This is a genomic window from Lysobacter sp. TAF61, from assembly GCF_052113485.1.
Classification (GTDB): domain Bacteria; phylum Pseudomonadota; class Gammaproteobacteria; order Xanthomonadales; family Xanthomonadaceae; genus Lysobacter_J.
In genome coordinates this window covers 395,383-419,037 of the sequence record NZ_JBFRDH010000001.1, presented here as the reverse complement: position 1 = coordinate 419,037, position 23,655 = coordinate 395,383, and the positions used below count along the sequence as shown (strand labels likewise).

19 protein-coding genes and 1 tRNA gene are annotated in these 23,655 nt (G+C 65.6%); all 20 read left to right on the top strand.

Annotated features, from left to right (window positions below; translation table 11 throughout):
• Positions 1-12 precede the first annotated feature (12 nt).
• The 20 genes from nuoE (at position 13) to pnp (ending at position 23,583) form a co-directional block, all read left to right on the top strand.
• A complete protein-coding gene (gene nuoE, locus AB4Y64_RS01875) occupies positions 13-540 on the top strand; it encodes an NADH-quinone oxidoreductase subunit NuoE (protein ID WP_441814756.1) in 528 nt (175 codons plus the stop codon).
• 15 nt (positions 541-555) lie between these two features.
• Positions 556-1,923 carry an NADH-quinone oxidoreductase subunit NuoF gene (nuoF, locus tag AB4Y64_RS01870; protein ID WP_441814755.1) on the top strand — a complete coding sequence of 456 codons (1,368 nt, stop codon included), beginning with the start codon at positions 556-558 and terminating at the stop codon, positions 1,921-1,923.
• Complete coding sequence (gene nuoG / locus AB4Y64_RS01865) at positions 1,920-4,148, top strand: NADH-quinone oxidoreductase subunit NuoG (protein WP_441814754.1); 2,229 nt, start codon at positions 1,920-1,922, stop codon at positions 4,146-4,148. Before nuoF ends, nuoG begins: the two co-directional genes overlap by 4 nt.
• 2 nt (positions 4,149-4,150) lie before the next feature.
• Entirely contained in the window at positions 4,151-5,200 is a 1,050-nt protein-coding gene (gene nuoH, locus AB4Y64_RS01860; RefSeq protein WP_441814753.1) for an NADH-quinone oxidoreductase subunit NuoH, read from the top strand.
• A 9-nt stretch (positions 5,201-5,209) separates the two neighbouring features.
• Positions 5,210-5,713, top strand: coding sequence for an NADH-quinone oxidoreductase subunit NuoI (gene nuoI / locus AB4Y64_RS01855; RefSeq protein WP_441814752.1), 504 nt, complete (start codon positions 5,210-5,212; stop codon positions 5,711-5,713).
• An 11-nt stretch (positions 5,714-5,724) separates the two neighbouring features.
• Positions 5,725-6,360, top strand: coding sequence for an NADH-quinone oxidoreductase subunit J (locus AB4Y64_RS01850; protein WP_441814751.1), 636 nt, complete (start codon positions 5,725-5,727; stop codon positions 6,358-6,360).
• Positions 6,357-6,683 (top strand): NADH-quinone oxidoreductase subunit NuoK, encoded by a 327-nt coding sequence (gene nuoK, locus AB4Y64_RS01845; RefSeq protein ID WP_241919666.1) that lies wholly within the window; start codon positions 6,357-6,359, stop codon positions 6,681-6,683. The genes AB4Y64_RS01850 and nuoK overlap by 4 nt, the downstream gene beginning before the upstream one ends.
• Positions 6,684-6,717: 34 nt before the next feature.
• Positions 6,718-8,892 (top strand): NADH-quinone oxidoreductase subunit L, encoded by a 2,175-nt coding sequence (gene nuoL, locus AB4Y64_RS01840; RefSeq protein ID WP_441815208.1) that lies wholly within the window; start codon positions 6,718-6,720, stop codon positions 8,890-8,892.
• 50 nt (positions 8,893-8,942) lie between these two features.
• A complete protein-coding gene (locus tag AB4Y64_RS01835; RefSeq protein ID WP_441815207.1) occupies positions 8,943-10,439 on the top strand; it encodes an NADH-quinone oxidoreductase subunit M in 1,497 nt (498 codons plus the stop codon).
• A gap of 11 nt (positions 10,440-10,450) precedes the next feature.
• A complete protein-coding gene (gene nuoN / locus AB4Y64_RS01830; RefSeq protein ID WP_441814750.1) occupies positions 10,451-11,905 on the top strand; it encodes an NADH-quinone oxidoreductase subunit NuoN in 1,455 nt (484 codons plus the stop codon).
• A gap of 87 nt (positions 11,906-11,992) precedes the next feature.
• Positions 11,993-12,069, top strand: a tRNA-Met gene (locus tag AB4Y64_RS01825).
• 229 nt (positions 12,070-12,298) lie between these two features.
• On the top strand, positions 12,299-12,697 hold the full coding sequence (locus AB4Y64_RS01820; RefSeq protein ID WP_441814749.1) for a type II toxin-antitoxin system death-on-curing family toxin: 399 nt from the start codon (positions 12,299-12,301) through the stop codon (positions 12,695-12,697).
• A 227-nt stretch (positions 12,698-12,924) separates the two neighbouring features.
• Positions 12,925-13,959 (top strand): fimbrial protein, encoded by a 1,035-nt coding sequence (locus AB4Y64_RS01815; RefSeq protein ID WP_441814748.1) that lies wholly within the window; start codon positions 12,925-12,927, stop codon positions 13,957-13,959.
• Between the two features lie 462 nt (positions 13,960-14,421).
• The gene (rimP, locus tag AB4Y64_RS01810; protein ID WP_441814747.1) at positions 14,422-15,009 is read left to right on the top strand and encodes a ribosome maturation factor RimP; all 588 of its coding nucleotides are present in this window, start codon (positions 14,422-14,424) and stop codon (positions 15,007-15,009) included.
• A gap of 62 nt (positions 15,010-15,071) precedes the next feature.
• On the top strand, positions 15,072-16,559 hold the full coding sequence (gene nusA, locus AB4Y64_RS01805) for a transcription termination factor NusA (RefSeq protein ID WP_441814746.1): 1,488 nt from the start codon (positions 15,072-15,074) through the stop codon (positions 16,557-16,559).
• A 115-nt stretch (positions 16,560-16,674) separates the two neighbouring features.
• The gene (gene infB / locus AB4Y64_RS01800) at positions 16,675-19,281 is read left to right on the top strand and encodes a translation initiation factor IF-2 (protein ID WP_441814745.1); all 2,607 of its coding nucleotides are present in this window, start codon (positions 16,675-16,677) and stop codon (positions 19,279-19,281) included.
• 5 nt (positions 19,282-19,286) lie between these two features.
• Entirely contained in the window at positions 19,287-19,664 is a 378-nt protein-coding gene (gene rbfA / locus AB4Y64_RS01795) for a 30S ribosome-binding factor RbfA (protein ID WP_441814744.1), read from the top strand.
• Positions 19,665-19,863: 199 nt separating this feature from the next.
• Positions 19,864-20,835, top strand: a complete 972-nt coding sequence (gene truB, locus AB4Y64_RS01790) for a tRNA pseudouridine(55) synthase TruB (protein WP_441814743.1) — start codon at positions 19,864-19,866, stop codon at positions 20,833-20,835.
• 197 nt (positions 20,836-21,032) lie between these two features.
• Positions 21,033-21,293 (top strand): 30S ribosomal protein S15, encoded by a 261-nt coding sequence (gene rpsO / locus AB4Y64_RS01785; RefSeq protein WP_115858221.1) that lies wholly within the window; start codon positions 21,033-21,035, stop codon positions 21,291-21,293.
• A 181-nt stretch (positions 21,294-21,474) separates the two neighbouring features.
• A complete protein-coding gene (pnp, locus tag AB4Y64_RS01780) occupies positions 21,475-23,583 on the top strand; it encodes a polyribonucleotide nucleotidyltransferase (protein ID WP_441814742.1) in 2,109 nt (702 codons plus the stop codon).
• The last annotated feature ends 72 nt before the right edge of the window (positions 23,584-23,655 follow it).

Sequence of the window (23,655 nt, the reverse complement as noted above, 5' to 3'; positions counted from 1 at the left end):
GGATCTGAACAGATGAAGGCAACCGGAAACTTCGAGGCCACCCAGCACGTCGACCCGATGGTCGCGTTGTCGGACAAGACCCGCGCCCATATCGACCACTGGCTGGCCAAGTTCCCGCCGGACCGCAAGCGTTCGGCCGTGCTCCAGGGCCTGCATGCGGCGCAGGAACAGAACGACGGCTGGCTCAGTGACGAGCTGATCGCTGCGGTGGCCAAGTATCTCGAGCTGCCGGTGGTGTGGGCCTACGAGGTCGCCAGCTTCTATTCGATGTTCGAGACGCAGAAGGTCGGCCACAACAACGTCGCCTTCTGCACCAACATCAGCTGCTGGCTCAATGGCGCCGAAGATCTCGTGCGCCATGCCGAGAAGAAGCTGGGCTGCAAGCTGGGCGAGTCGACCGCCGACGGCCGCATCTTCCTCAAGCGCGAGGAAGAGTGCCTGGCTGCGTGCTGCGGGGCGCCGGTGGTGGTCATCAACGGGCATTACCACGAGAAGCTGGACACCGCCAAGGTGGACGAGCTGCTCGACGGTCTGAAGTGAGGCTTAGGACGACCCATGGCGCACTCGCACCACGACTACTCGCAGGGCTACGGTCCGGTCGGCCCGGTTCCGCAGGAGCACAACGTCGTCTACACGACGCTGCACTACGACACCCCGTGGTCGTATGAGAACTACCTCAAGACCGGTGGCTACGCCGCCCTGCGCAAGATACTGACCGAGAAGATGGAACCGTCCGCGGTCATCGACATGGTCAAGGCTTCGGGCCTGCGCGGTCGCGGCGGCGCCGGTTTCCCGACCGGCCTGAAGTGGAGCTTCATGCCCAAGGGCAGCGGCACCCAGAAGTACATCCTGTGCAACTCGGACGAGTCCGAGCCCGGCACGGCGAAGGATCGCGACATCCTGCGCTTCAATCCGCATTCGGTGGTCGAGGGCATGGCGATCGCCTGCTACGCGACCGGTTCGACGGTGGCCTACAACTACCTGCGTGGCGAGTTCCATCACGAGCCGTTCGAGCATTTCGAGCAGGCGCTGAAGGAAGCCTACGAGAACGGCTGGCTGGGCAAGAACGTGCTCGGCAGCGGCGTCGACATCGACATCTACGGCGCCCTCGGCGCCGGCGCCTACATCTGCGGCGAAGAAACCGCGCTGATGGAATCGCTGGAAGGCAAGAAGGGCCAGCCGCGCTACAAGCCGCCGTTCCCGGCCAATTTCGGCCTGTTCGGCAAGCCGACCACGATCAACAACACCGAGACCTACGCCTCGGTGCCGGCGATCATCCGCAACGGCGCCGAGTGGTTCCTCAACCTGGGCAAGCCGAACAACGGCGGGCCGAAGGTATTCTCGGTATCGGGCCACGTCGCCCGTCCGGGCAATTACGAAATCCGCCTGGGCACGTCGTTCGCCGACCTGCTGCAGATGGCCGGCGGCATGCGCGCCGGCCACCAGTTGAAGGCAGTGATCCCGGGTGGTTCCTCGATGCCGGTGCTGCCGGGCGAGACCATGATGGGCCTGACGATGGACTACGACTCGATCCAGAAGGCCGGTTCCGGCCTGGGTTCGGGTGCGGTGATCGTGATGGACGAGACCGCCTGCATGGTCCGCGCCTGCCAGCGCATCGCGCGTTTCTACTTCAAGGAAAGCTGCGGCCAGTGCACGCCGTGCCGCGAAGGCACCGGCTGGATGTACCGCATGCTGACCCGCATCGTCGACAAGCAGGCCACCCTGGAGGACCTGCAGATGCTGCGCGCCGCCGCCGGCCAGATCGAAGGCCACACCATCTGCGCCTTCGGCGAAGCCGCGGCGTGGCCGGTGCAGGGGTTCCTGCGCCACTACTGGAACGAGTTCGAGTACGCGATCGTGAACAAGCGCTTCCTGGTCGATGACCAGCTCGCAGGCACCGTCGTCGAGCAGGTGGCCGCATGAGCGCGCAACCGGTGAATCCAAACGTGCCGCCCGATCATGTCTCGATCGAGATCGACGGCGTTGCCATGGTCGCGCCGAAGGGCTCGATGATCATCCAGGCCGCCGACAAGGCCGGCATCCCGATCCCGCGCTTCTGCTACCACGACAAGCTGGCGATCGCGGCGAACTGCCGCATGTGCCTGGTCGAAGTGGAGAAGATGCCCAAGCCGGCGCCGGCCTGCGCCACGCCGGTCATGGACGGCATGAAGGTCACCACGCGCAGCGAAAAGGCGTTGAAGTCGCAGCGCAACGTGATGGAGTTCCTGCTGATCAACCATCCGCTCGACTGCCCGATCTGCGATCAGGGCGGCGAGTGCGAACTGCAGGACCTGTCGCTGGGCTATGGCCGTTCGGTCAGCCGCTTCTCCGAGCGCAAGCGCGTGGTGCCCGACGAGGACATGGGTCCGCTGGTCGCCACCGAGATGACCCGCTGCATCCAGTGCACACGTTGCGTCCGCTTCACCGCGGAAATCGCCGGCACGTATGAGCTGGGCGGCATGTACCGCGGCGAGAACCTGCAGATCGGCACGTTCGACGGCAAGCCGCTGACGACCGAACTGTCGGGCAACGTCATCGACGTCTGCCCGGTCGGCGCGCTGACCAACAAGGTGTTCCAGTTCAAGGCGCGCCCGTGGGAACTGACCGCGCGCGAGTCGCTGGGCTACCACGACGCGCTGGGCAGCAATCTCTTCCTGCACGTGCGTCGCGGCGAAGTGCTGCGCACCGTGCCGCGCGACAACGAAGCGGTCAACGAATGCTGGCTGTCGGACCGCGACCGCTACTCGCACCAGGGCCTGTACGCGCAGGACCGCGCGACCTCGCCGATGGTCAAGGAAAATGGTGAGTGGCGTGACGCCTCGTGGGAAGAAGCGCTGGCCAAGGCCGCCAAGATCCTGCGCGACAACGGCGCCGACGGCCTGGGCATCCTTGCCCATCCGTCGACCTCGAACGAAGAGGGCGTGCTGCTTGCGCGCCTGGCCGAAGCGCTGGGCACCGGCAACATCGACCACCGCATCGGCCAGCACGATTTGAGCGATGCCGCCATCGCTTCGCCGTTCGCGACGCCAGTGAACGACATCGACCATGCCGACCTGATCGTCATCGTCGGTTCCAACCTGCGCCACGAACTGCCGCTGGTCCACCAGCGCGTGCGCAAGGCCTGGAACCGCGGCGCCAAGGTGCACGTGGTCAACCCGGTCGATTTCGATTTCACCTTCGACATCGCCGGCAAGCACATCGTGGCTCCGTCGCAGATTGCCGCCACGCTGTCCGACACGGCGCTGACCGACGTTGCCAAGAACGCCACGCGCGCCGTGGTGATCGTCGGTGCACTGGCCGAAAACGGCGCCCACGCAGCGGCGATCCGCAAAGCTGCCATCGCGTTCGCTGCCAGCACCGGCGCCGCGCTCAACCGCATCCCGCAGGGCGCCAATGCCGTCGGCCTGTCCGACTACGGCGTGCTGCCGATCGCGCGCGATGCGCAGGCGATGCTGGCCGACCCGCGCACGGCCTACATCCTCTACGGGATCGAGCCGGGCCTGGACTTCGCCGACACCGCGACCGCGCTGAAGGCGCTCAACCCGGCCCAGGTCGTGGCGTTCAGCACCTTCGCGTGCCGTTCGACCCGCGCTGTCGCCGACGTGATCCTGCCCATTGGCCTGTTGCCCGAAATCGACGCCACCCTGACCAATCTCGATGGTCGCCAGCAGGTCGCCATGGCCGGCGCCAAGCTGCCGGGCCAGGCCCGTCCGGGCTGGCGCGTGCTGCGCGCCCTCGGCGGCGAACTCGAAGCCAAGGGCTTTGGCTTCACCGACCTGGTCGGCCTGCGCGCGAGCATGAAGATGCGCGACACGCAGGTCGTCGCCGGCAAGGCGCCGTCCACCTCAGGCGAAGGCCTCGAAGTCGCCGCCAGCATCGCCATCTACCGCAGCGATGCGGTGGTCCGCCGCGCCGCGGCGCTGCAGTCGCACCCGCTCAACGTGGAGCCCAAGGCCGTGCTCAATCCGCACGACGCCTCCGCCCTCGGCCTGGCCGACGGCGTGGTCGCCAAGTTCAACACCGCAGCCGGCACCGCCACGCTGCCCGTGGCCGTGAGCGACAAGGTCGCCCGCGGCACGGTCTGGGTCGAAAGCGGACACGGCGCGACCGCGCCGATGTCGGGTCGCGTGCAGGCGGGGAGGGCATAACGATGTTCGACCCGTTCCGCGACTGGCTGCTCTCGTTCGGCAACATCGGTGCCGTTCTCTGGATCGTCCTGAAGATCCTGGTGATCGCCATGCCGGTGATCATCACCGTGGCGTTCTACGTGGTCTGGGAGCGCAAGCTCATCGGCTGGATGCATGTCCGCCACGGACCCATGTACGTGGGCCGCGGCATCCTCCAGGCGTTCGCCGACGTCTTCAAGCTGCTGTTCAAGGAAGTGATCCAGCCGACCAAGGCCGAGCCCTTCCTGTTCAAGTTCGCTCCGCTGATCGCGCTGGCCCCGGCCTTCGCAGCCTGGGCGGTGGTGCCGTTCGACTACCAGGTGGTGCTGTCGAATGCCAACGCCGGCCTGCTGTACCTGCTGGCGATGACCTCGCTGGGCGTGTACGGCATCATCCTCGCCGGCTGGGCCTCGAACTCGAAATACGCCTTCCTCGGCGCCATGCGCGCCGCTGCGCAGGTGGTCTCGTACGAAATCGCCATGGGCTTTGCCATGGTCGGCGTGATGGTCGGCGCCGGCAGCCTCAACCTCACCGACATCGTGATGGCGCAGGCCGGCAATGCCGGCGCGCTGGAATGGTTCTGGGTGCCGATGTTCCCGCTGTTCGTCGTCTACTTCATCTCCGGCGTGGCTGAAACCAACCGCGCGCCGTTCGACGTGGTCGAAGGCGAGTCGGAAATTGTCGCCGGCCACATGGTGGAGTACTCGGGTTCGGCGTTCGCGCTGTTCTTCCTGGCCGAATACGCCAACATGATCCTGATCAGCTTCCTGGTCTCGATCTTCTTCGTCGGCGGCTGGCTCAGCCCGCTGCAGGGCCTGGGCATTCCGTTCCTGTCGGTCAACGGCTGGTGGTGGTTGCTGGCCAAGGTGTTCTTCTTCGCCAGCTGCTTCATCTGGTTCCGTGCGTCGTTCCCGCGCTACCGCTACGACCAGATCATGCGCCTGGGCTGGAAGGTCTTCATCCCGCTCACCATCGCCTGGATCTGCGTGGTCGCGTTGATGGCGTACTTCAAAATCTTCGAGCCGGGCGTGTAAGGAACAGGCATGAATCGCATCCGGACTTCAAAAGTTGTTTCCTATTTCAAGAGCCTGCTGCTGATCGAGCTCGTGCAGGGGCTTGCCCTTACCGGCAAGTACCTGTTCAAGCCGAAGTACACGCTGATGTACCCGATGGAGAAGACGCCGCAGTCGCCGCGCTTCCGCGGCGTGCATGCGCTGCGCCGTTATCCCAACGGTGAAGAGCGCTGCATCGCCTGCAAGCTGTGCGAGGCCGTTTGCCCGGCGCTGGCGATCACCATCGACTCGGAGAAGCGCGAGGACGGCACCCGCCGCACCACGCGCTACGACATCGACCTGTTCAAGTGCATCTTCTGCGGGTTCTGCGAAGAGTCCTGCCCGGTCGACTCGATCGTGGAAACGCACATCCACGAGTACCACTTCGACAAGCGCGGACAGAACATCGTCACCAAGCAGCAGCTGCTGGCCATCGGCGACCGTCTCGAAGCCGAGATCGCCGAGCGCCGCGCTGCCGACGCACCTTTCCGCTGAGGCCCCGAAGCATGGATCTCGCCCAGTTCTCCTTTTTCGTATTCGCCGCCGTAGCCACCGCGGCCGCGGTCGGCGTCATCAGCGTGCGCAACCCGGTGCACGCAGTGCTGCTGCTGGTGCTGACCTTCTTCTCGGTCGCCTGCACCTGGATCATCGCCGGCGCCGAGTTCCTCGGCGTGGCCCTGATCCTGGTCTACGTCGGCGCGGTGATGGTGCTGCTGCTGTTCGTGGTGATGATGCTCGACATCGACGTCGCCCCGCTGCGTGAGGGCTACGTGCGCTACCTGCCGGTCGGCCTGGTGGTCGCGGTAGTCATGCTGGCCGAGATGCTCACCCTGATCGGGGTCAAGGCCAAGGTCGCCACGGCCTTCACCGCCGATGCCACGACCGGCGGCAACACCGCCTGGCTGGCCCGCGCACTGTTCACCCAGTTCCTGCTGCCATTCGAACTGGCTGCGGTGATCCTGACCGTGGCGGTGATCGCCGCGGTCACGCTGACCCTGCGCCGCCGCCCCGGCGCCAAGCACCAGAGCCCGTCGGCCCAGGCCCGCGTGCGCGCCGGCGACCGCCTGCGCATGGTCAAGATGGATGCGGTGCGGCCGGTTCCGGCTGCCGTGGAAGCCCCCGCAGAGGAGAGCAAGCCGTGAGTGAATTCTTCGGCGCCGGCCTCGCGCTCGGCCACTATCTCGCCCTTGGCGCGGTGCTGTTCTGCATCAGCGTCGCCGGCATCTTCCTCAACCGCAAGAACGTGATCATGTTGCTGATGTCGCTGGAGCTGCTGCTGCTGGCGGTGAACATCAACTTCGTCGCGTTCTCGCGCGAACTGGCCGATCCGGCCGGCCAGGTGTTCGTGTTCTTCATCCTGACCGTGGCCGCGGCCGAAGCCGCCATCGGCCTGGCCATCCTGGTCACGCTGTTCCGCAACCGGCGCACGATCAACGTCGCCGAAATCGATTCGATGAAGGGCTGACGCGGTGGACAACGTTATCGTGGGTCACGCACTCGTGGAGCATGCAATCTCCAAGACGGTCCTGCTGGCGATCGTGCTGGCGCCGCTGCTGGGCGCAATCATCGCCGGTCTGTTCCGCCGCCAGGTCGGTCGCGCCGGCGCGCACTGGGTCACCATCCTTGGCGTGGCCATCAGCTGCCTGCTGTCGATGCAGGTGCTGTGGCAGCTGGCCGGGCAGGGCGCCGCACCGTTCAATGAAAACGTCTACACCTGGTTCCAGGTCGGCGGCTTCGACGCGCACATCGGCTTCATGGTCGACAAGCTGACGGCGATGATGATGGTGGTGGTCACCTTCGTCTCGCTGCTGGTGCACATCTACACCATCGGCTACATGGCCGAGGACGACGGCTACCAGCGCTTCTTCAGCTACATCTCGCTGTTCACCTTCTCGATGTTGATGCTCGTGATGAGCAACAACTTCCTGCAGCTGTTCTTCGGCTGGGAAGCGGTGGGCCTGGTTTCGTACCTGCTGATCGGCTTCTGGTTCAAGCGCCCGACCGCGGTGTTCGCCAACCTCAAGGCGTTCCTGGTCAACCGCGTCGGCGACTTCGGCTTCCTGCTCGGCATCGCCGGCATCCTGTACGCCTTCGGCACGCTCGACTACGCGACCGTGTTCGCCAAGGCCGGCGAGCCGGCACTGGCGACGGCGCAGATGCAGCACGCCTGGCCGGCCCTCGCACAGGCAGGCAGCTGGCTGTCGCCGATGGCGGGCTGGTCGCTGATGACGGTGATCTGCATCTGCCTGTTCATCGGTGCGATGGGCAAGTCGGCGCAGGTGCCGCTGCACGTGTGGCTGCCTGATTCGATGGAAGGCCCGACCCCGATCTCCGCGCTGATCCATGCCGCGACGATGGTCACCGCCGGCATCTTCATGGTCGCGCGCATGTCGCCGCTGTTCGAGCTGTCGCACACCGCGCTCAACTTCGTGCTGTTCATCGGTGCGACGACCGCCTTCTGGACCGGCCTGATCGGCATCGTCCAGAACGACATCAAGCGCGTGGTCGCGTACTCGACCCTGTCGCAGCTGGGCTACATGACCGTCGCCCTGGGCGTGTCGGCCTACAGCGCCGGCGTCTACCACCTGATGACCCACGCCTTCTTCAAGGCCCTGCTGTTCCTCGGTGCCGGCTCGGTGATCATCGGCATGCACCACGAGCAGGACATGCGTCGCATGGGTGGCCTGAAGAAGTACATGCCGATCACCTACTGGACGATGCTGATCGGCACGCTGGCGCTGGTCGGCACGCCGTTCTTCAGCGGCTTCTACTCGAAGGACACGATCATCGAGGCGGCTGCGCATCACGCCCACGAGGCGAACAACTGGATCGCCACGTACGCGTACTGGGCGGTGCTGCTGGGCGCCTTCGTGACGGCGTTCTACAGCTTCCGCCTGCTGTACCTGACCTTCCACGGCAAGGAGCGTTTCCACGATCCGGTGCCCGACCATTACGTCGCCCCGGAAGCGGATTCGTCCGAGCACGAGGACGCGCTCGCCGAGCAGCACGGCCACGACGGCCATGCCAAGCACGACGACCACGGCCACGGCCACGACGACCACGCCCACACCCCGCACGAGTCGCCGTGGGTGGTGACGCTGCCGCTGATCCTGCTGGCGATCCCGTCGGTCCTGATCGGTTTCTTCAGCGTCGGCCCGATGCTGTTCGGCACCGACGTGACGGGCCACCACAAGCAGCTGCCGTTCTTCCTCGGCGCGATCGACGTGCCCGCAGCGCATGACGTCATCGGCAAGCTGGCCGAAGAGTTCCACGGTCCGGTGGCGTTCGCGCTGCACGGCTTCATGGCGCCCGCCTTCTGGCTGGCCTTCTCCGGCTTCGTGCTCGCCACGGTCATGTACTGGTGGAAGCCGGAACTGCCTGCCAAGGCACGCAAGGCATTCGCCTGGCCGGTGCGCGTGCTCGAAGAGAAATACGGCTTCGACAAGCTGTGGATCGACGGTTTCGCCGGTGGCGGCCTTGGCCTGGGCAAGGCATCGCGGGCGATCGATACCTATGTCATTGACGGCGCCGCCGTGAACGGCAGCGCACGCGTCGTCGACCTGGTTGCACGCCTGACCCGCCGGCTGCAGTCCGGTTACCTCTACCACTATGCCTTCGCGATGATCATCGGCCTGATTGCACTCCTGGCCGTTCTGATTCGTTACTGGCGCTAATCCGACAAGGACCCGACGTGAGCTCCGAGCCCTTGCAGAGCACTTCCTTCCTGCTCAGCCTGTTGATCTGGCTGCCGATCCTCGGCGGCTTCGCCACCCTGGCGTTCGGCAACGAGCGCGCCAATGCGGCGCGCTGGTTCGCCACCGCCGTGGCGCTGGTCACCATGGCCGTGAACATCCCCTTGTTCACCGCGTTCGACATGACCACCCCGGCCATGCAGTTCGTCGAGAGCAAGACCTGGATCGCCGCCTACGACATCCGTTACCACCTCGGCGTGGACGGCATCTCGGCGGCGCTGATCGGCCTGACCACGCTGACCACGCTGCTGGCGATGGTCGGCGCCTGGACCTCCATCGACAAGCGCGTCAGCCAGTACTACGCCGCCTTCCTGATCCTGGAAGGCCTGATGATCGGCGTGTTCTCGGCGCTGGACGCGATGCTGTTCTATGTCTTCTTCGAAGGCATGCTGATCCCGATGTTCATCATCATCGGCGTCTGGGGCGGCCCGCGCCGCGTGTACGCGTCGATCAAGTTCTTCCTGTACACCTTCCTCGGCTCGCTGTTCATGCTGGTCGGCCTGATCTACCTGTACCTCAAGGGCGGTAGCTGGCAGCTGTCGGACATGTACTCGCTGTCGCTCAACGCGACCGAGCAGATGTGGTTGTTCTTCGGGTTCCTGATCGCCTTCGCGGTCAAGGTGCCGATGTTCCCGGTCCACACCTGGTTGCCCGATGCGCACGTCGAGGCGCCGACCGCCGGTTCGGTGATCCTGGCCGCGATCATGCTGAAGATCGGTGGCTACGGTTTCATCCGTTTCGTCCTGCCGATCGTGCCCGATGCCGGCGCCGAGTGGGCGTGGCTGGTGATCGCGCTGAGCCTGATCGCGGTGGTCTATGTCGGCCTGGTCGCGCTGGCGCAGGACGACATGAAGAAGCTGATCGCCTATTCGTCGGTCTCGCACATGGGCTTTGTCACCCTGGGCATCTTCATCGCCTTCGCCCTGGTCCGCGAGGCCGGCAACACCGATGGCGCACGCCTGGGCCTGCAGGGCGCCATGGTGCAGATGATCAGCCACGGCTTCGTCTCCGGCGCGATGTTCAGTTGCGTCGGCGTGCTCTACGACCGCATGCACACCCGAATGATCAAGGACTACGGCGGCGTCGCCAACGTGATGCCGTGGTTCGCGGCGTTCATCGTGCTGTTCGCGATGGCCAACTCCGGCCTGCCGGGCACGTCGGGCTTCGTTGGCGAGTTCATGGTCATCCTGGCTTCGTTCCAGCAGCACCCGCTGATCGGTTTCGTCGCCGCGACCACGCTCATCATTGGTGCGGCATACACGTTGTGGCTGGTCAAACGCACCATCTGGGGCGAGGTGGGCAACGCCCATGTCGCCGAGCTGGAGGACATCAATGCGCGTGAGGCCTTCGTGCTCGGTGTGTTCGCTGCCGGCGTGCTGGCGCTGGGCCTGTGGCCGAAGCCGCTGACGGACCTGATGGAACCCGCTATTGCGAATCTGGCGATGCAGATCGCCTCGTCGAAGCTTTGAGGTTGTAGCGCATGATCATGCCTGTACGCACCGCCGCCGACCTGATGCCGCTGCTCCCGGAGCTGGTGGTGATCCTCGGCGCGTTCGCGCTGCTGATGCTCGACCTGTTCCTCGACGAGCGCCGCCGCGTCATCAGCCATGTCTTCGCCATCGCCGTGCTGGCGGTCGCCACCGCGCTGATCTCGTTCGGCGTAGGCGACCATGGCACCTTCCTCAGCGGCATGTTCGTGCGCGACACGGCGGCCGACGTGATGAAGATCACCATCGGCATCGTCGGCATCCTGGCCATGATCTACACCTGGCCGTACCTGCGCGAACGCGGCCTGTACAAGGGCGAAGTGTCGGTGCTGATGCTGTTCGCCACCGCCGGCATGATGTTCCTGGTGTCGTCGGGCAGCCTGGTGATGGTCTACCTCGGCCTGGAAATGCTGGCGCTGTGCTCCTACGCGCTGGTCGCGATCGACCGCGACAGCCCGCTGGCCTCGGAAGCGGCGATCAAGTACTTCGTTCTCGGCGCGCTCGCTTCGGGCCTGCTGCTGTACGGCCTGTCGCTGATCTACGGCGCCACCGGCTCGCTGCAGCTCGACCAGATCGCGACGGTTGCGCAGGCGAAGATCGCCGACGGTTCCTCGCTGATGCTGATCACCGGCGTGGTGTTCGTCGTCGCCGGCATCGCCTTCAAGTTCGGCGCGGCACCGTTCCACATGTGGCTGCCGGACGTCTACCACGGTGCGCCGACGCCGATCACGCTGTTCATTGGCTCGGCCCCCAAGCTGGCCGCGTTCGGCATGACCTACCGGCTGCTTGAAGTCGGTGCGGCACCGTTCGAAGACCAGTGGCGCCTGCTGCTGGCCGGTATCGCGGTGCTGTCGCTGGCGATCGGCAACCTCAGCGCGATGGTGCAGAGCAACCTCAAGCGGCTGCTGGCGTACTCGACGGTCTCGCACGTGGGCTTCCTGTTCGTCGGCCTGGCCGGCGGCGGTCGCGAAGGTTTCTCCGCCGCGCTGTTCTATGCGATCAGCTACGCGATCATGTCGGCGGCAGCCTTCGGCGCGATCGTGGTGCTGTCGCGCCAGGGTTTCGAAGCCGACCGCATCGACGACTACAAGGGCCTCAACGCCCGCAGCCCGTGGATGGCCGGACTGGTGCTGTGCGTGATGGCCTCGCTGGCCGGCGTGCCGCCGTTCCTTGGTTTCTGGGCCAAGCTCGCCGTGCTGCGCGCCGCGCTGCAGGGCGACATGCTGTGGTTGACCCTCGTCGGCGTGGTGTTCGCGGTGATCGGCGCGTTCTACTACCTGCGCGTGATCAAGGTGATGTACTTCGACGAGCCGGAAGGCGAGCCGATGGAGCCCAGCAGCGACCGTCCGTTGCGCATCGTGTTCGGCGTCAACGCACTGGCGTTGCTTGCGCTGGGCTTGGCGTGGAGCCCGATCATGGAGTGGTGCCAGCGCGCGTTCGCGGGCTGATTGCGGCGTGTACTTGCAGGTCCTGAACAGAAACTCCTGAATTGGGCTTGCGAAGAATCATCTGAGACGTTAAGATTGTCGTTCTGGTGCGGGGTGGAGCAGTCTGGCAGCTCGTCGGGCTCATAACCCGAAGGTCGCAGGTTCAAATCCTGCCCCCGCTACCAATATTTTCTCAGGAATAGACGAGCATCCTGGGAGAACAATGAGGTCGGTACTCCATGCGGAGTTCCGGCCTTTTTTGTTTGGCAGGTCGATGAGCGCTGGTGACTTGCCGAGGTTCGCGAATGGTCGTGGACGTTCTTTCAGGCGTGGTGGCTAAGTCGCGTGCGCGCACTAGGGGTGGCTATTCGCCGCCGAACGCAAGGACAAGGACATCCTGCGCGAGCTGGCTAAGTGAGGGAATGGCGCTGGCTCGCACTCGATGTGATCCTGGCTGTCCATGACTATCAACTCGCCGAGCACGGCGGACCGGATGGGGTGAGGGATCTGGGCGCTATCGAGTCCGCGCTCGCCCGCCCCGCCCAGCTGCTGAACTACGCGACCCCCGATGCCGCCGACCTCGCGGCGTGCTACTGCTTCGGACTGGCCAAGAACCACGGCTTCGAGGACGGCAACAAGCGCACAGCATGGATCGCGCTCCGAGTGTTCCTGGCCGACAACGGCTTTGCCTTCACGTTCGACCCGCACGAGGCCGTCGAAGTTGTGAAGGCGGTCTCTGCGAGCGTCATTGACGAGGTGGCACTGGCCGGATGGATCCGGGCCCAGGTCGAGGACATCGACGAGCCGTCCTAGCGCGGCTCGTCCATAACTCGGCCGAAGGGAATGCATGCCGGTTCCGTCAGCATGGAGTCTGCCTCCACTGCCACATTCTTCCGGGAAGATTGACGAGCATTCCGGGAAACAACGATCAAGCCGGTGCCTCAGTGATGAGCCGCCGGCTTTTTTGTTTTTGTGCTTTGGCGAAGGCGTCTTCGCTGCCCGGCGATTGAGACGTTTCTGATGGTTGCCGCTGACCCCGGTTGCTCTCATGGCTGCGGGCGCGAAATGCGATCAGCGCAGGGGTGACGTTGGCAAAGCAACTTCAGGAGGCGCTGGCGCCTGCCTTGGCAAGCGAACGTACACTGGCCCGATCGGCGCTGCTGGCCGCGATGATGTCGCTGGCGCTGCTGCCTCGCGATTGCCTTGCAGTCTGCAACTTCACGCTCGGCGGGTTCGGTGTGGTGAATTTTTCGACCCCGGCTTCGGTGGCGGTCCCACGCGACACGCCCAACGGCACGGTGATCGGCCACTACGAATTCAACGGTCCAGCCGCCTTTTCGATGGTCTGCACGGGCGACCTCTACGGCCTGGTCAATTTTGCAGGGCCGACACCGGCGGTGGGGCGGGTGCTGATGCCCATCGGCACCACCGGGTTGTCCTGGCAATGGTCGATCTTCGGTAGGGGGGAATTCGAGCAGTCGTTCGGTTCGAATTTTCTGGCCGGAGTCGTTTCCTCGTCGGGCGGCCGCCTGCAGATCCTGGAGCTCGTCAAGACCGGGGCGGTCACCGCCGGCACCGTCGTCCCTGCCGGCGAACTGGGTCGGCGCCGCTACGGGTCGCGGGACGTCTGGTCGTTGCGGCTGGGCAACCCGATCACGGTGACCACGCCCTCGTGCTCGACCGCGGACGTCGCCGTCGCGATGGGCAGCTACCGGCGCTCGGACCTGTCAGGGATTGGCAGCACCACCCGCCAGGTGTCCTTTACGGTGAATCTGGTGTGTCCTGGCGGCATCAACCGGATCCGCTACCGGGTGGATCCACTGACCGCGGTGGTCAATGCGGCGCAATCGGTGGTTGCGCTCGATGCGCAGTCCACCGCCACCGGCGTCGGCCTGCAGCTGCTCAACGGCAGCGGCAGCGGCCCGCTGCCGCTGTCCTCGTACCAGTCATTCAGTGGTTTCAGCGGGGCCGGCAACAACGCGATCCCGCTGAGGGCCCGCTACTACCAGACGGCTGCGACCGTCGGAGGCGGATCGGCGAGCGCCTCGATCACCTTCACCCTGAGTTATGAGTAGCGGCAGTGGCGGGCGAGGCGAGGGGCGCACCGATACCGGTGCTGCTCGTTCAGGAGGCCCGGCGACAGGGTTTGCACCATCCCGGGGCAACCCGGTATCATGTGCGGCCTAGCGGTTTGGTGACCGGTCCTTCGGGATGCTGGCCCAACCCCCGCTACCAGCTTCGGCCAGGGCCCCGTGCCCTCGGACCACCCGGAATCGGGCGGTCCCAAGGCCAAAGGCCGGGCTTTGTGGCCGCGCCCAGCGCGACCACGCCGACATCCAGCTGTACGGACAAGGGGCCCGCAAGGGCCCTTTTTCGTTGTTCGTGGCTCGGTTCGTGGCTCGTGGTTCGCTGCTCTGAGTTCTTGGCCGCACGTGCTTGTCGCAAGACCGGATCAACGTTGCATGTAATTCAGTCCCTGGATCGGCTGGCAGTCGTTTTGGCCGGTCCCTGGATCGCTTATCGCGGGAGTCGTACGCGTGTCTGATAAAGCTGTCGAAATCGCCAGGCTGCTCACCCCGACCGTCCAGTCGCTGGGGGTCGAGCTGCTCGGTGCCGAATACCTGCCGGCTCCCGGCAGCGCGGTGCTGCGTCTGTACATCGACGTGCCTGCGGGTCAGGAGACGGACGCGGACGGTCAGCCGCGCTCGGTCACGATCGAGGATTGCGAGGCGGTGAGTCGCGAGGTGTCCGCGCAGCTCGACGTCGAGGATCCGATCAGCGGGATGTACACGCTGGAAGTATCGTCGCCGGGCATCGATCGGCCGCTGTTCACGCTCGAGCATTACCAGCGCTTCATCGGCGAGACCGCGAAGGTCGGCCTGAAGCTGCCGCAGGACGGGCGTCGCCGCCTGACCGGGAAGATTGCCCGCGTCGAAGGCGATACCGTGGTGTTTCACATCGAGTCGGCCGACGCGAACGAATTCGCGGTTGCGGTCGGCAACATCGACAAGGCGCGTCTGGTCCCGGATTGGGCCGCCTTGGGATTCGCTCCGGTCAAGCCCGGAAAAGACAAGCCTGCACAGGACGCGCCCGCAAAGCGCCGTCCTGTGAAGCGCAAGAAGTAAATCAACCTAGGTCACCACCCAATTGCCGGCGGCGCGTCAGCGCCAACGTGCGGAGTAACGAGATGAGCAAGGAACTGTTGCTGGTCGTGGATGCAGTCGCCAACGAGAAAGGCGTGCCGCGCGAAGTCATCTTCGAGGCCATCGAGGCCGCGTTGGCTTCGGCCGCGAAGAAGCGCTATCACGATGAAGACGTGCTCGTGCGCGTGTCGATCGACCAGAAGGACGGCGCCTACGAAACCTACCGCCGCATGGAAGTCGTCGCCGACGACGTCGTCATGGAATCGCCGGACCGCCAGATCCGCCTGATGGATGCGATCGACGAAGTCGAGGGCGTCGAGGTTGGCGACTACATCGAAGAGCAGATCGAGAACCCGGAGTTCGGCCGCATCGCCGCCCAGGCCGCCAAGCAGGTCATTGTCCAGCGCGTGCGCGAGGCCGAGCGCCAGCAGGTCGTCGACGGCTGGAAGGATCGTGTCGGCGAGCTGGTCACCGGCGTGGTCAAGCGCGTGGAGCGCGGCAACATCTACGTCGACCTCGGCGGCAATGCCGAAGCGATCATTCCGAAGGACAAGGGCATCCCGCGCGACGTCCTGCGTACCGGCGACCGCGTCCGCGGTTACCTGTTCGACGTGCGCAGCGAGCCGCGTGGCCCGCAGCTGTTCATCAGCCGCGCCGCCCCGGAGTTCATGATCGAGCTGTTCAAGCTCGAAGTGCCGGAAGTCGGCCAGGGCCTGGTCTCGATCCGCGCCTGCGCACGCGATCCGGGCGACCGCGCCAAGATCGCCGTGCTTGCCCACGACAACCGCACAGATCCGATCGGCGCCTGCATCGGCATGCGCGGTTCGCGCGTGCAGGCCGTGAGCAACGAGCTCAACGGCGAGCGCGTCGACATCGTGCTGTGGTCCGACAACCCGGCCCAGTTCGTCATCAACGCGATGGCGCCTGCCGAAGTGCAGTCGATCATCGTCGATGAAGAGAAGCATTCGATGGACCTGGCCGTGGCCGAGGACCGTCTGGCCCAGGCGATCGGCAAGGGCGGGCAGAACGTGCGCCTGGCCAGCCGCCTGTCGGGCTGGCAGCTCAACGTGATGACCCAGGACCAGGTGACCGCCAAGTCCGAGGCCGAGCAGACCGCCGCCAAGTCGCTGTTCCAGGAAAAGCTCGAGGTCGACGAAGAGATCGCCGGCATCCTGGTCTCGGAAGGCTTCAGCACGGTCGAGGAAATCGCCTACGTCCCGGTCGGCGAGCTGCTCGCCGTCGAGGGCTTCGACGAGGACATCGTCGAGGAGCTGCGCTCGCGTGCCCGCGACGCGCTGCTCAACGAAGCACTGGCCGCCGAGGAAGAGCTCGACGAGCACCAGCCGGCTGCCGATCTGCTGGAGCTGGAAGGAATGGACGAGGCCACCGCCTACGCGCTTGCCGCGCGCGGCGTGGTGACCCGTGATGACCTGGCCGACATGGCGACTGACGAGCTGACCGATATCGAAGGTATCGACGAAGCCCGTGCTGCCGCCCTGATCATGGAAGCGCGCAAGCACTGGTTTGAATGAATACCGCGTAGTTCTGCCTGCAGATTTGGCTAAATGCCACGGCCTGGTGCCGCAGGTCTAGAATGTCGCCCACACGCGCGGGACTCGTCCCGCGCCACGAGGACACGGAATCCGAATGTCGCAGCAAACCACCATCCGCAAGCTGGCCGAACTGGTGAACACGCCGGTCGAGAAGTTGCTGGAGCAGCTGGCCGAGGCCGGCATGACTTTCAGCGGCCCCGACCAGGTCGTGACCAGTATCGAGAAAGTCAAGCTGCTCGGCTTCCTCAAGCGCGCCCATGGCAAGACCGAAAAGGTCGAAGCCAGCGACGACGCGGCGAAGAAGATCACCCTCAACCGCAGCCGCAAGCAGGAAATCACTGTTGGCGGTGGCAAGAACAAGACCACGGTCGACGTGGTCGTGCGCAAGAAGGTCACGCTGGTCAAGCCAGTCGACGGCCAGTCGCCAGGCGACGAGCGCGCCGAGATCCTGCGCAAGCTGGAGGAATCCAAGCAGCGCAATCTTGCCGAGCAGGAAAAGCTGGCCGCCGACGACAAGCGCCGTGCCGACGCCATCGCCGCGACCCGTCGCGAAGCGGAGGAAGCCGCGCGCCTGAAGGCCGAGGAAGAGCAGAAGGCGAAGCTCGCTGACGCCAGCGTCCTCGTCGCCGACGAGGATGCACCGGCTGCCGTGCGCAAGCCGCCGAGCACGCATGGTCACGGCCATCCGCCGGCCAAGCCTGCCGCACCGCGCGCCGCCGAGCCCGCCCGTGGCGCCCCGGCGCACAAGACCCGCGGCTCGCACGCGATGGTCGCCGGTGTCGAGGACGACGACCGCACCAACCGTTTCGCCGGCCAGATGCACCTCAGTGCTTCCGACCGCGCGCGCCGCACCACCAATGCACGTGGCAAGTCCAAGCCGCAGCGTCGCCAGACCGAGCAGAGCCGTTCCGGTAGCGGCTTCACCCGCCCGACCGCGCCGATCGTTCGCGACGTCGCCATCGGCGAGACCATCACCGTGGCCGACCTCGCGCAGAAGATGGCGCTCAAGGGCGGCGACGTGGTCAAGGCGCTGTTCAAGATGGGCGTCATGGCGACGATCAACATGTCGATCGACCACGACACCGCCGCGCTGGTGACCGAGGAACTCGGCCACAACGTGGTCAAGGCCGATGCCGGTTCCGCCGAGGACGCACTGCTGGCCCACGTCGAAGAGACGCAGGGCGACCGCGTCGCGCGTCCGCCGGTGGTCACCATCATGGGTCACGTCGACCATGGCAAGACCTCGCTGCTCGATTACATCCGCCGCACCAAGGTCGCTTCCGGCGAAGCCGGTGGCATCACCCAGCACATCGGCGCGTACCACGTCGAGACCGACAAGGGCGTCATCAGCTTCCTCGACACCCCGGGCCACGCCGCCTTCACCTCGATGCGCGCGCGCGGCGCCAAGCTGACCGACATCGTGGTGCTGGTCGTGGCTGCCGACGACGGCGTCATGCCGCAGACCAAGGAAGCCGTGCAGCACGCCAAGGCTGCCGGCGTCCCGCTGATCGTGGCGATCAACAAGATCGACAAGTCCGACGCCGATCCGCTGCGCGTCAAGAACGAACTGCTCAGCGAAGGCGTCGTTGCCGAAGACTTCGGCGGCGAAACCCAGATGGTCGAGCTGTCGGCGAAGACCGGCCTGGGCGTCGACAACCTGCTCGATGCCATCTCGATCCAGGCAGAAGTGCTCGAGCTGCGTGCAGTAGCCAGCGGCCGCGCCACCGGCGTGGTGATCGAATCCTCGCTCGACAAGGGCCGCGGCCCGGTCGCGACGGTGCTGGTCCAGCAGGGCGAACTGAAGAAGGGCGACTACCTCGTCTGCGGCGTGCAGTACGGCCGCGTGCGTGCGCTGTTCGACGAAACCGGTTCGCAGGTTCCGTCGGCCGGTCCGTCGATCCCGGTGCAGGTGCTCGGCCTGTCGGGCGTGCCCGATGCCGGCGACGACTTCGTCGTGGTCGAGGACGAGCGCCTGGCCAAGGACGTGGCCCAGCAGCGTGACGCCAAGCGTCGCGAGTCGCGCCTGGTCGCCGCCGCGGGCAACCGCATGGAAGACATCATGGCGCAGATGGGCAAGGGCGAGGGCCAGCTGAGCCTCAACCTGGTCATCAAGGCCGACGTGCAGGGTTCGGTCGAGGCACTGCGTCAGTCGCTGATCGCGCTGTCCAACGACCAGATCCGCATCAACGTGATCAGCTCCGGCGTGGGCGGCATCACCGAGTCCGACGCCAATGCCGCGGCCACCGCCAAGGCCACCGTGATCGGCTTCAACGTGCGTGCCGATGCTTCGGCCCGCAAGGTGATCGAGTCCTACGGCGTCGACCTGCGTTACTTCTCGATCATCTATGACGTGATCGACCAGGTGAAGCAGGTGGCCTCGGGCATCCTCGGCGTCGAGATCCGCGAAGAGATCATCGGCACCGCAGAGGTCCGCGACGTGTTCCGCAGCTCGAAGTTCGGCGCGGTTGCCGGCTGCATGGTGGTCGAGGGCGTGGTCAAGCGCCACAAGCCGATCCGCGTGCTGCGCGACAACGCCGTGGTCTTCGAGGGTGAGCTGGAATCGCTGCGCCGCTTCAAGGAGAACGTCGACGAGGTGCGCAACGGCACCGAGTGCGGCATCGGCGTGAAGGCGTACAACGACGTCAAGCCGGGCGACCAGATCGAGTGCTTCGAGCGCATCGAAGTCCAGCGCACGCTGTAACTGACATGCCGACCAAGTCGTTCCATCGCACCGATCGTGTTTCCGCCCAGCTCCGCAGGGAGCTGGGTACGATCGTGCACCAGGCCGTGCGCGAGCACGGCCTGCCGTCGGTCAGCGTGTCCGATGTCGAGATCACCCGTGACCTGGCCCACGCCAAGGTCTTCGTCACCGCGTTGCAGCAGGAGCGTTCGCACGAGGCCGTCAAGGCGCTCAAGGAACTCGCCCCGCAATTGCGTTTCCAGCTGGGCCGCGCGGTGAAGATGCGGCACGTGCCGGAGCTGCACTTCCACTACGACGATTCGGTCGACCGTGGGGAGCGCATCGACAACCTGCTTCGTGATGAGGCCGGCCCCGCGCCGGCGGATGACGACAGCGAGAGCTGAGAGCCTTGAGCCCCCCTCTGCCGCCAGCGGGAGAGGGGTTGGGGTGAGGGCAAGCGCGAATGCTCCCCTCATCCGCCCTCTGGGCACCTTCTCCCGGTAGCGGGAGAAGGGGATGAGCCCCCCCCAGTTGCAGCCGTCCCGCATCCGCGGGAACTTACGCGTACTTGCGCGACCGCGACCCGCACGATCCCCGGACCCGATGAGCAGAAAGCCCCGTACCGTGTTCCGTGCGCTCGACGGCATCGTCCTGCTGGACAAGCCGCAGGGCCTGAGCTCGAACCAGGCGCTGCAGCAGGTCCGCCACCTGTTCCGCGCCGACAAGGGCGGCCATACCGGTAGCCTCGATCCGCTCGCAACCGGCCTGTTGCCGATCTGCTTCGGCGAGGCGACCAAGATCGCCGGTCTGCTGCTGGGTTCCAGCAAGGCCTACGAAACCATCGCCGTGCTCGGCGTCACCACCGACAGCGACGATGCCGATGGCGCGCCGCTGCTGCAGCGCCCGGTACCTGACATCGACGACGACGCCATCGAAGCGGCACTGGCCCCGCTGCGCGGGCACATCCGCCAGCGCGCACCGATCTATTCCGCGCTCAAGCAGGGCGGCGAGCCGCTGTACGCCAAGGCACGCCGCGGCGAAACCATCGAGGCGCCCGAGCGCGACGTCGTGGTGCACCGCTTCGACCTGCTCGGCCGCGAGCAGGGACCTGATGGCGTGCGCCTGCGCCTGCATGTCGAATGCGGCTCCGGCACCTACGTGCGCAGCCTGGTGCGCGACCTCGGCGAGGCGCTGGGCTGCGGCGCCCATGTCGCCATCCTGCGCCGGCTCTGGGTCGATCCGTTCAGCCAGCCGCGGATGTTCACGCTTGAATCGCTGCGCGAGCTGGCCGCCCAGGGCGAGCCCGTGCTCGACGCCTGCCTGCTGCCGATCGAGGCCGGCCTGAGCTCTTTCCCGCGGGCCGCGATCGATGCCGAGGCGGCGCTGCGGTTCGGCCACGGCCAGACCATCGACTGCGAGGTGGGCGAGGACGGCCTGGTCGCGGTCTACTCATTGTCCGGGCGCTGCCTGGGCCTGGCCCAGCGCGAAGGCGGCAAGCTCGCGCCGCAGCGCCTGTTCCGCTGGGCCGCGGCGGCGACGCGCGAGCCTGAACAGCCGGTGGCGCCTTCCGCCTGAATGGCTGAAGGCTTGTCGCTTGTCACAATTCAGGTCGCAATCGCCGGGGCGGGCTGATACAATTTCGCCGCTTTTCAAGCACTTCAGCATTCCCTTCAGCACCATTCCAGAAAACGGCGGGCCAAGCGGTGCTTTGGCGCGGATTGTCCGCGACCGATTCGCTTCTGCAGGCCACGCATCTACGAGGCAATACAACGATGTCCATCGACACCAGCAAGGTTATTGAAGACAACAAGCGCGGCGCCAACGACACCGGTTCGCCGGAAGTCCAGGTCGCCCTGCTGACCGCACGCATCGAGCAGCTCACCGGCCACTTCAAGGTCCACAAGCAGGACCACCACAGCCGCCGCGGTCTGCTCCAGATGGTCAACCGCCGCCGCAGCCTGCTCGACTACCTCAAGCGCAAGGACAACGAGCGCTACAAGGCACTGATCGAGAAGCTCGGCCTGCGTCGCTAAGCACTACCCACCGCGGCGCAGCAATGCGCCGCGGTTTGTTTTTGGGCTTCGAAGTTTTTTGAGGCCAGGCTTCAACAGCCGCCGCAACATCCGCAAGACCAAGAATCCCAGGCCGCTCGTCGGCCGACCGGAGCGGGGCAGGGGCCTCGTCCGGACCGCATCGAAACGATAGGAACCCAACGTGGCAAAAATCACCAAGACCTTTCAGTACGGCAACCATCAGGTAACGCTGGAAACCGGCGAGATCGCCCGCCAGGCCGGCGGCGCCGTCCTCGTGAAGATGGATGACACCGTACTGCTGGTCACCGCCGTGGCTGCCAAGAGCGCGCGCGAAGGCCAGGACTTCTTCCCGCTGACCGTGGACTACCAGGAGAAGTTCTACGCTGGTGGCCGCATCCCGGGTGGCTTCTTCAAGCGTGAGGGCCGCGCGACCGAGAAGGAGACGCTGATCTCCCGCCTCATCGACCGCCCGATCCGTCCGCTGTTCCCGGAAGACTTCCGCAACGAAGTCCAGATCATCGCCACCGTGATGTCGATGAACCCGGAAATCGACGGCGACATCCCGGCGCTGATCGGCGCTTCGGCTGCGATGGCCCTCACCGGCGCGCCGTTCGACGGCCCGATCGGCGCTGCCAAGGTCGGCTACAAGAACGGCCAGTACCTGCTGAACCCGACCGTGTCCGAGCTGGCCGACTCCGAGCTGGAGCTCGTCGTCGCCGGCACCTCGAACGCGGTGCTGATGGTCGAGTCCGAAGCCAAGGTGCTGTCGGAAGACGTGATGCTGGGCGCGGTGATGTTCGGTCATCGCGAGATGCAGAAAGTCATCAACATCATCAACGAACTGGTCGTCGAAGCCGGCACCAAGTCGTGGGACTGGAAGGCTCCGGCCAAGAACGACGCCCTTATCGGCGCGCTCAAGGAAGCCGTTGGCACCCAGCTCGAGCAGGCCTTCCAGGTCCGCGACAAGCTGCAGCGCCGCGACGCCATCGGCGCGATCAAGAAGGACGTGCTGCAGTCGCTGGCCGGCCGCGCCGAAGCCGACGGCTGGAGCACGGGCGAGCTGTCGAAGGAATTCGGCGAGCTCGAGTACCAGACCATGCGCAACTCGGTGCTCAGCACCAAGGTCCGCATCGACGGTCGCGCGCTCGACACCGTCCGCCCGATCGCCTCCAAGGTGAGCGTGCTGCCGCGTACCCACGGCTCCTCGCTGTTCACCCGCGGTGAGACCCAGGCGATCGTCATTGCCACCCTGGGCACCACGCGTGACGGCCAGATCATCGACGCCGTCTCGGGCGAGTACAAGGAACACTTCCTGTTCCATTACAACTTCCCCCCGTTCTCGGTGGGTGAAGCCGGCCGCATGATGGGCCCGAAGCGTCGCGAAATCGGCCACGGCCGCCTCGCCAAGCGCGGCGTGCTGGCTGTCATGCCGTCGATGGAAGAGTTCCCGTACACCATCCGCATCGTCTCGGAGATCACCGAGTCGAATGGCTCCTCGTCGATGGCGTCGGTCTGCGGTTCCTCGCTGGCGCTGATGGACGCGGGCGTGCCGATCAAGGCACCGGTCGCCGGCATCGCGATGGGCCTGGTGAAGGAAGGCGACAACTTCGTCGTCCTGAGCGACATCCTCGGTGACGAAGACCACCTGGGCGACATGGACTTCAAGGTGGCCGGTACCTCGGAAGGTATCTCGGCGCTGCAGATGGACATCAAGATCCAGGGCATCACCGAAGAAATCATGAAGGCCGCACTGGCCCAGGCCAAGGCCGGCCGCCTGCACATCCTCGGCGAGATGGCCAACGCCATCACCACGCCGCGCGGTGAGCTGAGCGAGTTCGCCCCGCGCCTGCTGACGATGAAGATCCACCCGGACAAGATCCGCGAAGTGATCGGCAAGGGCGGCTCGACCATCCAGGCCATCACCAAGGAGACCGGCACCCAGATCGACATTCAGGACGACGGCACGATTGTGATTGCCTCGGTCAATGCCGCCGCCGCCCAGGCTGCGAAGGCACGCATCGAGCAGATCACGTCCGACGTCGAGCCGGGCCGCATCTACGAAGGCAAGGTCGCCAAGATCATGGACTTCGGTGCATTCGTGACGATCCTCCCGGGCAAGGACGGCCTCGTCCACGTCTCGCAGATCTCCAGCGAGCGCGTCGAGAAGGTCTCCGACAAGCTCAAGGAAGGCGACGTGGTGAAGGTCAAGGTGCTGGAAGTCGACAAGCAGGGCCGCATCCGCCTGTCGATCAAGGCCGTTGAGGAAGGCGAGGGCGTGCCGGCTGAGTAAGCCGCGCATCTGCATCGCTGGAATCTGAAAAAGCGGGCTTCGGCCCGCTTTTTCTTTGCGTCCATCCCCGCC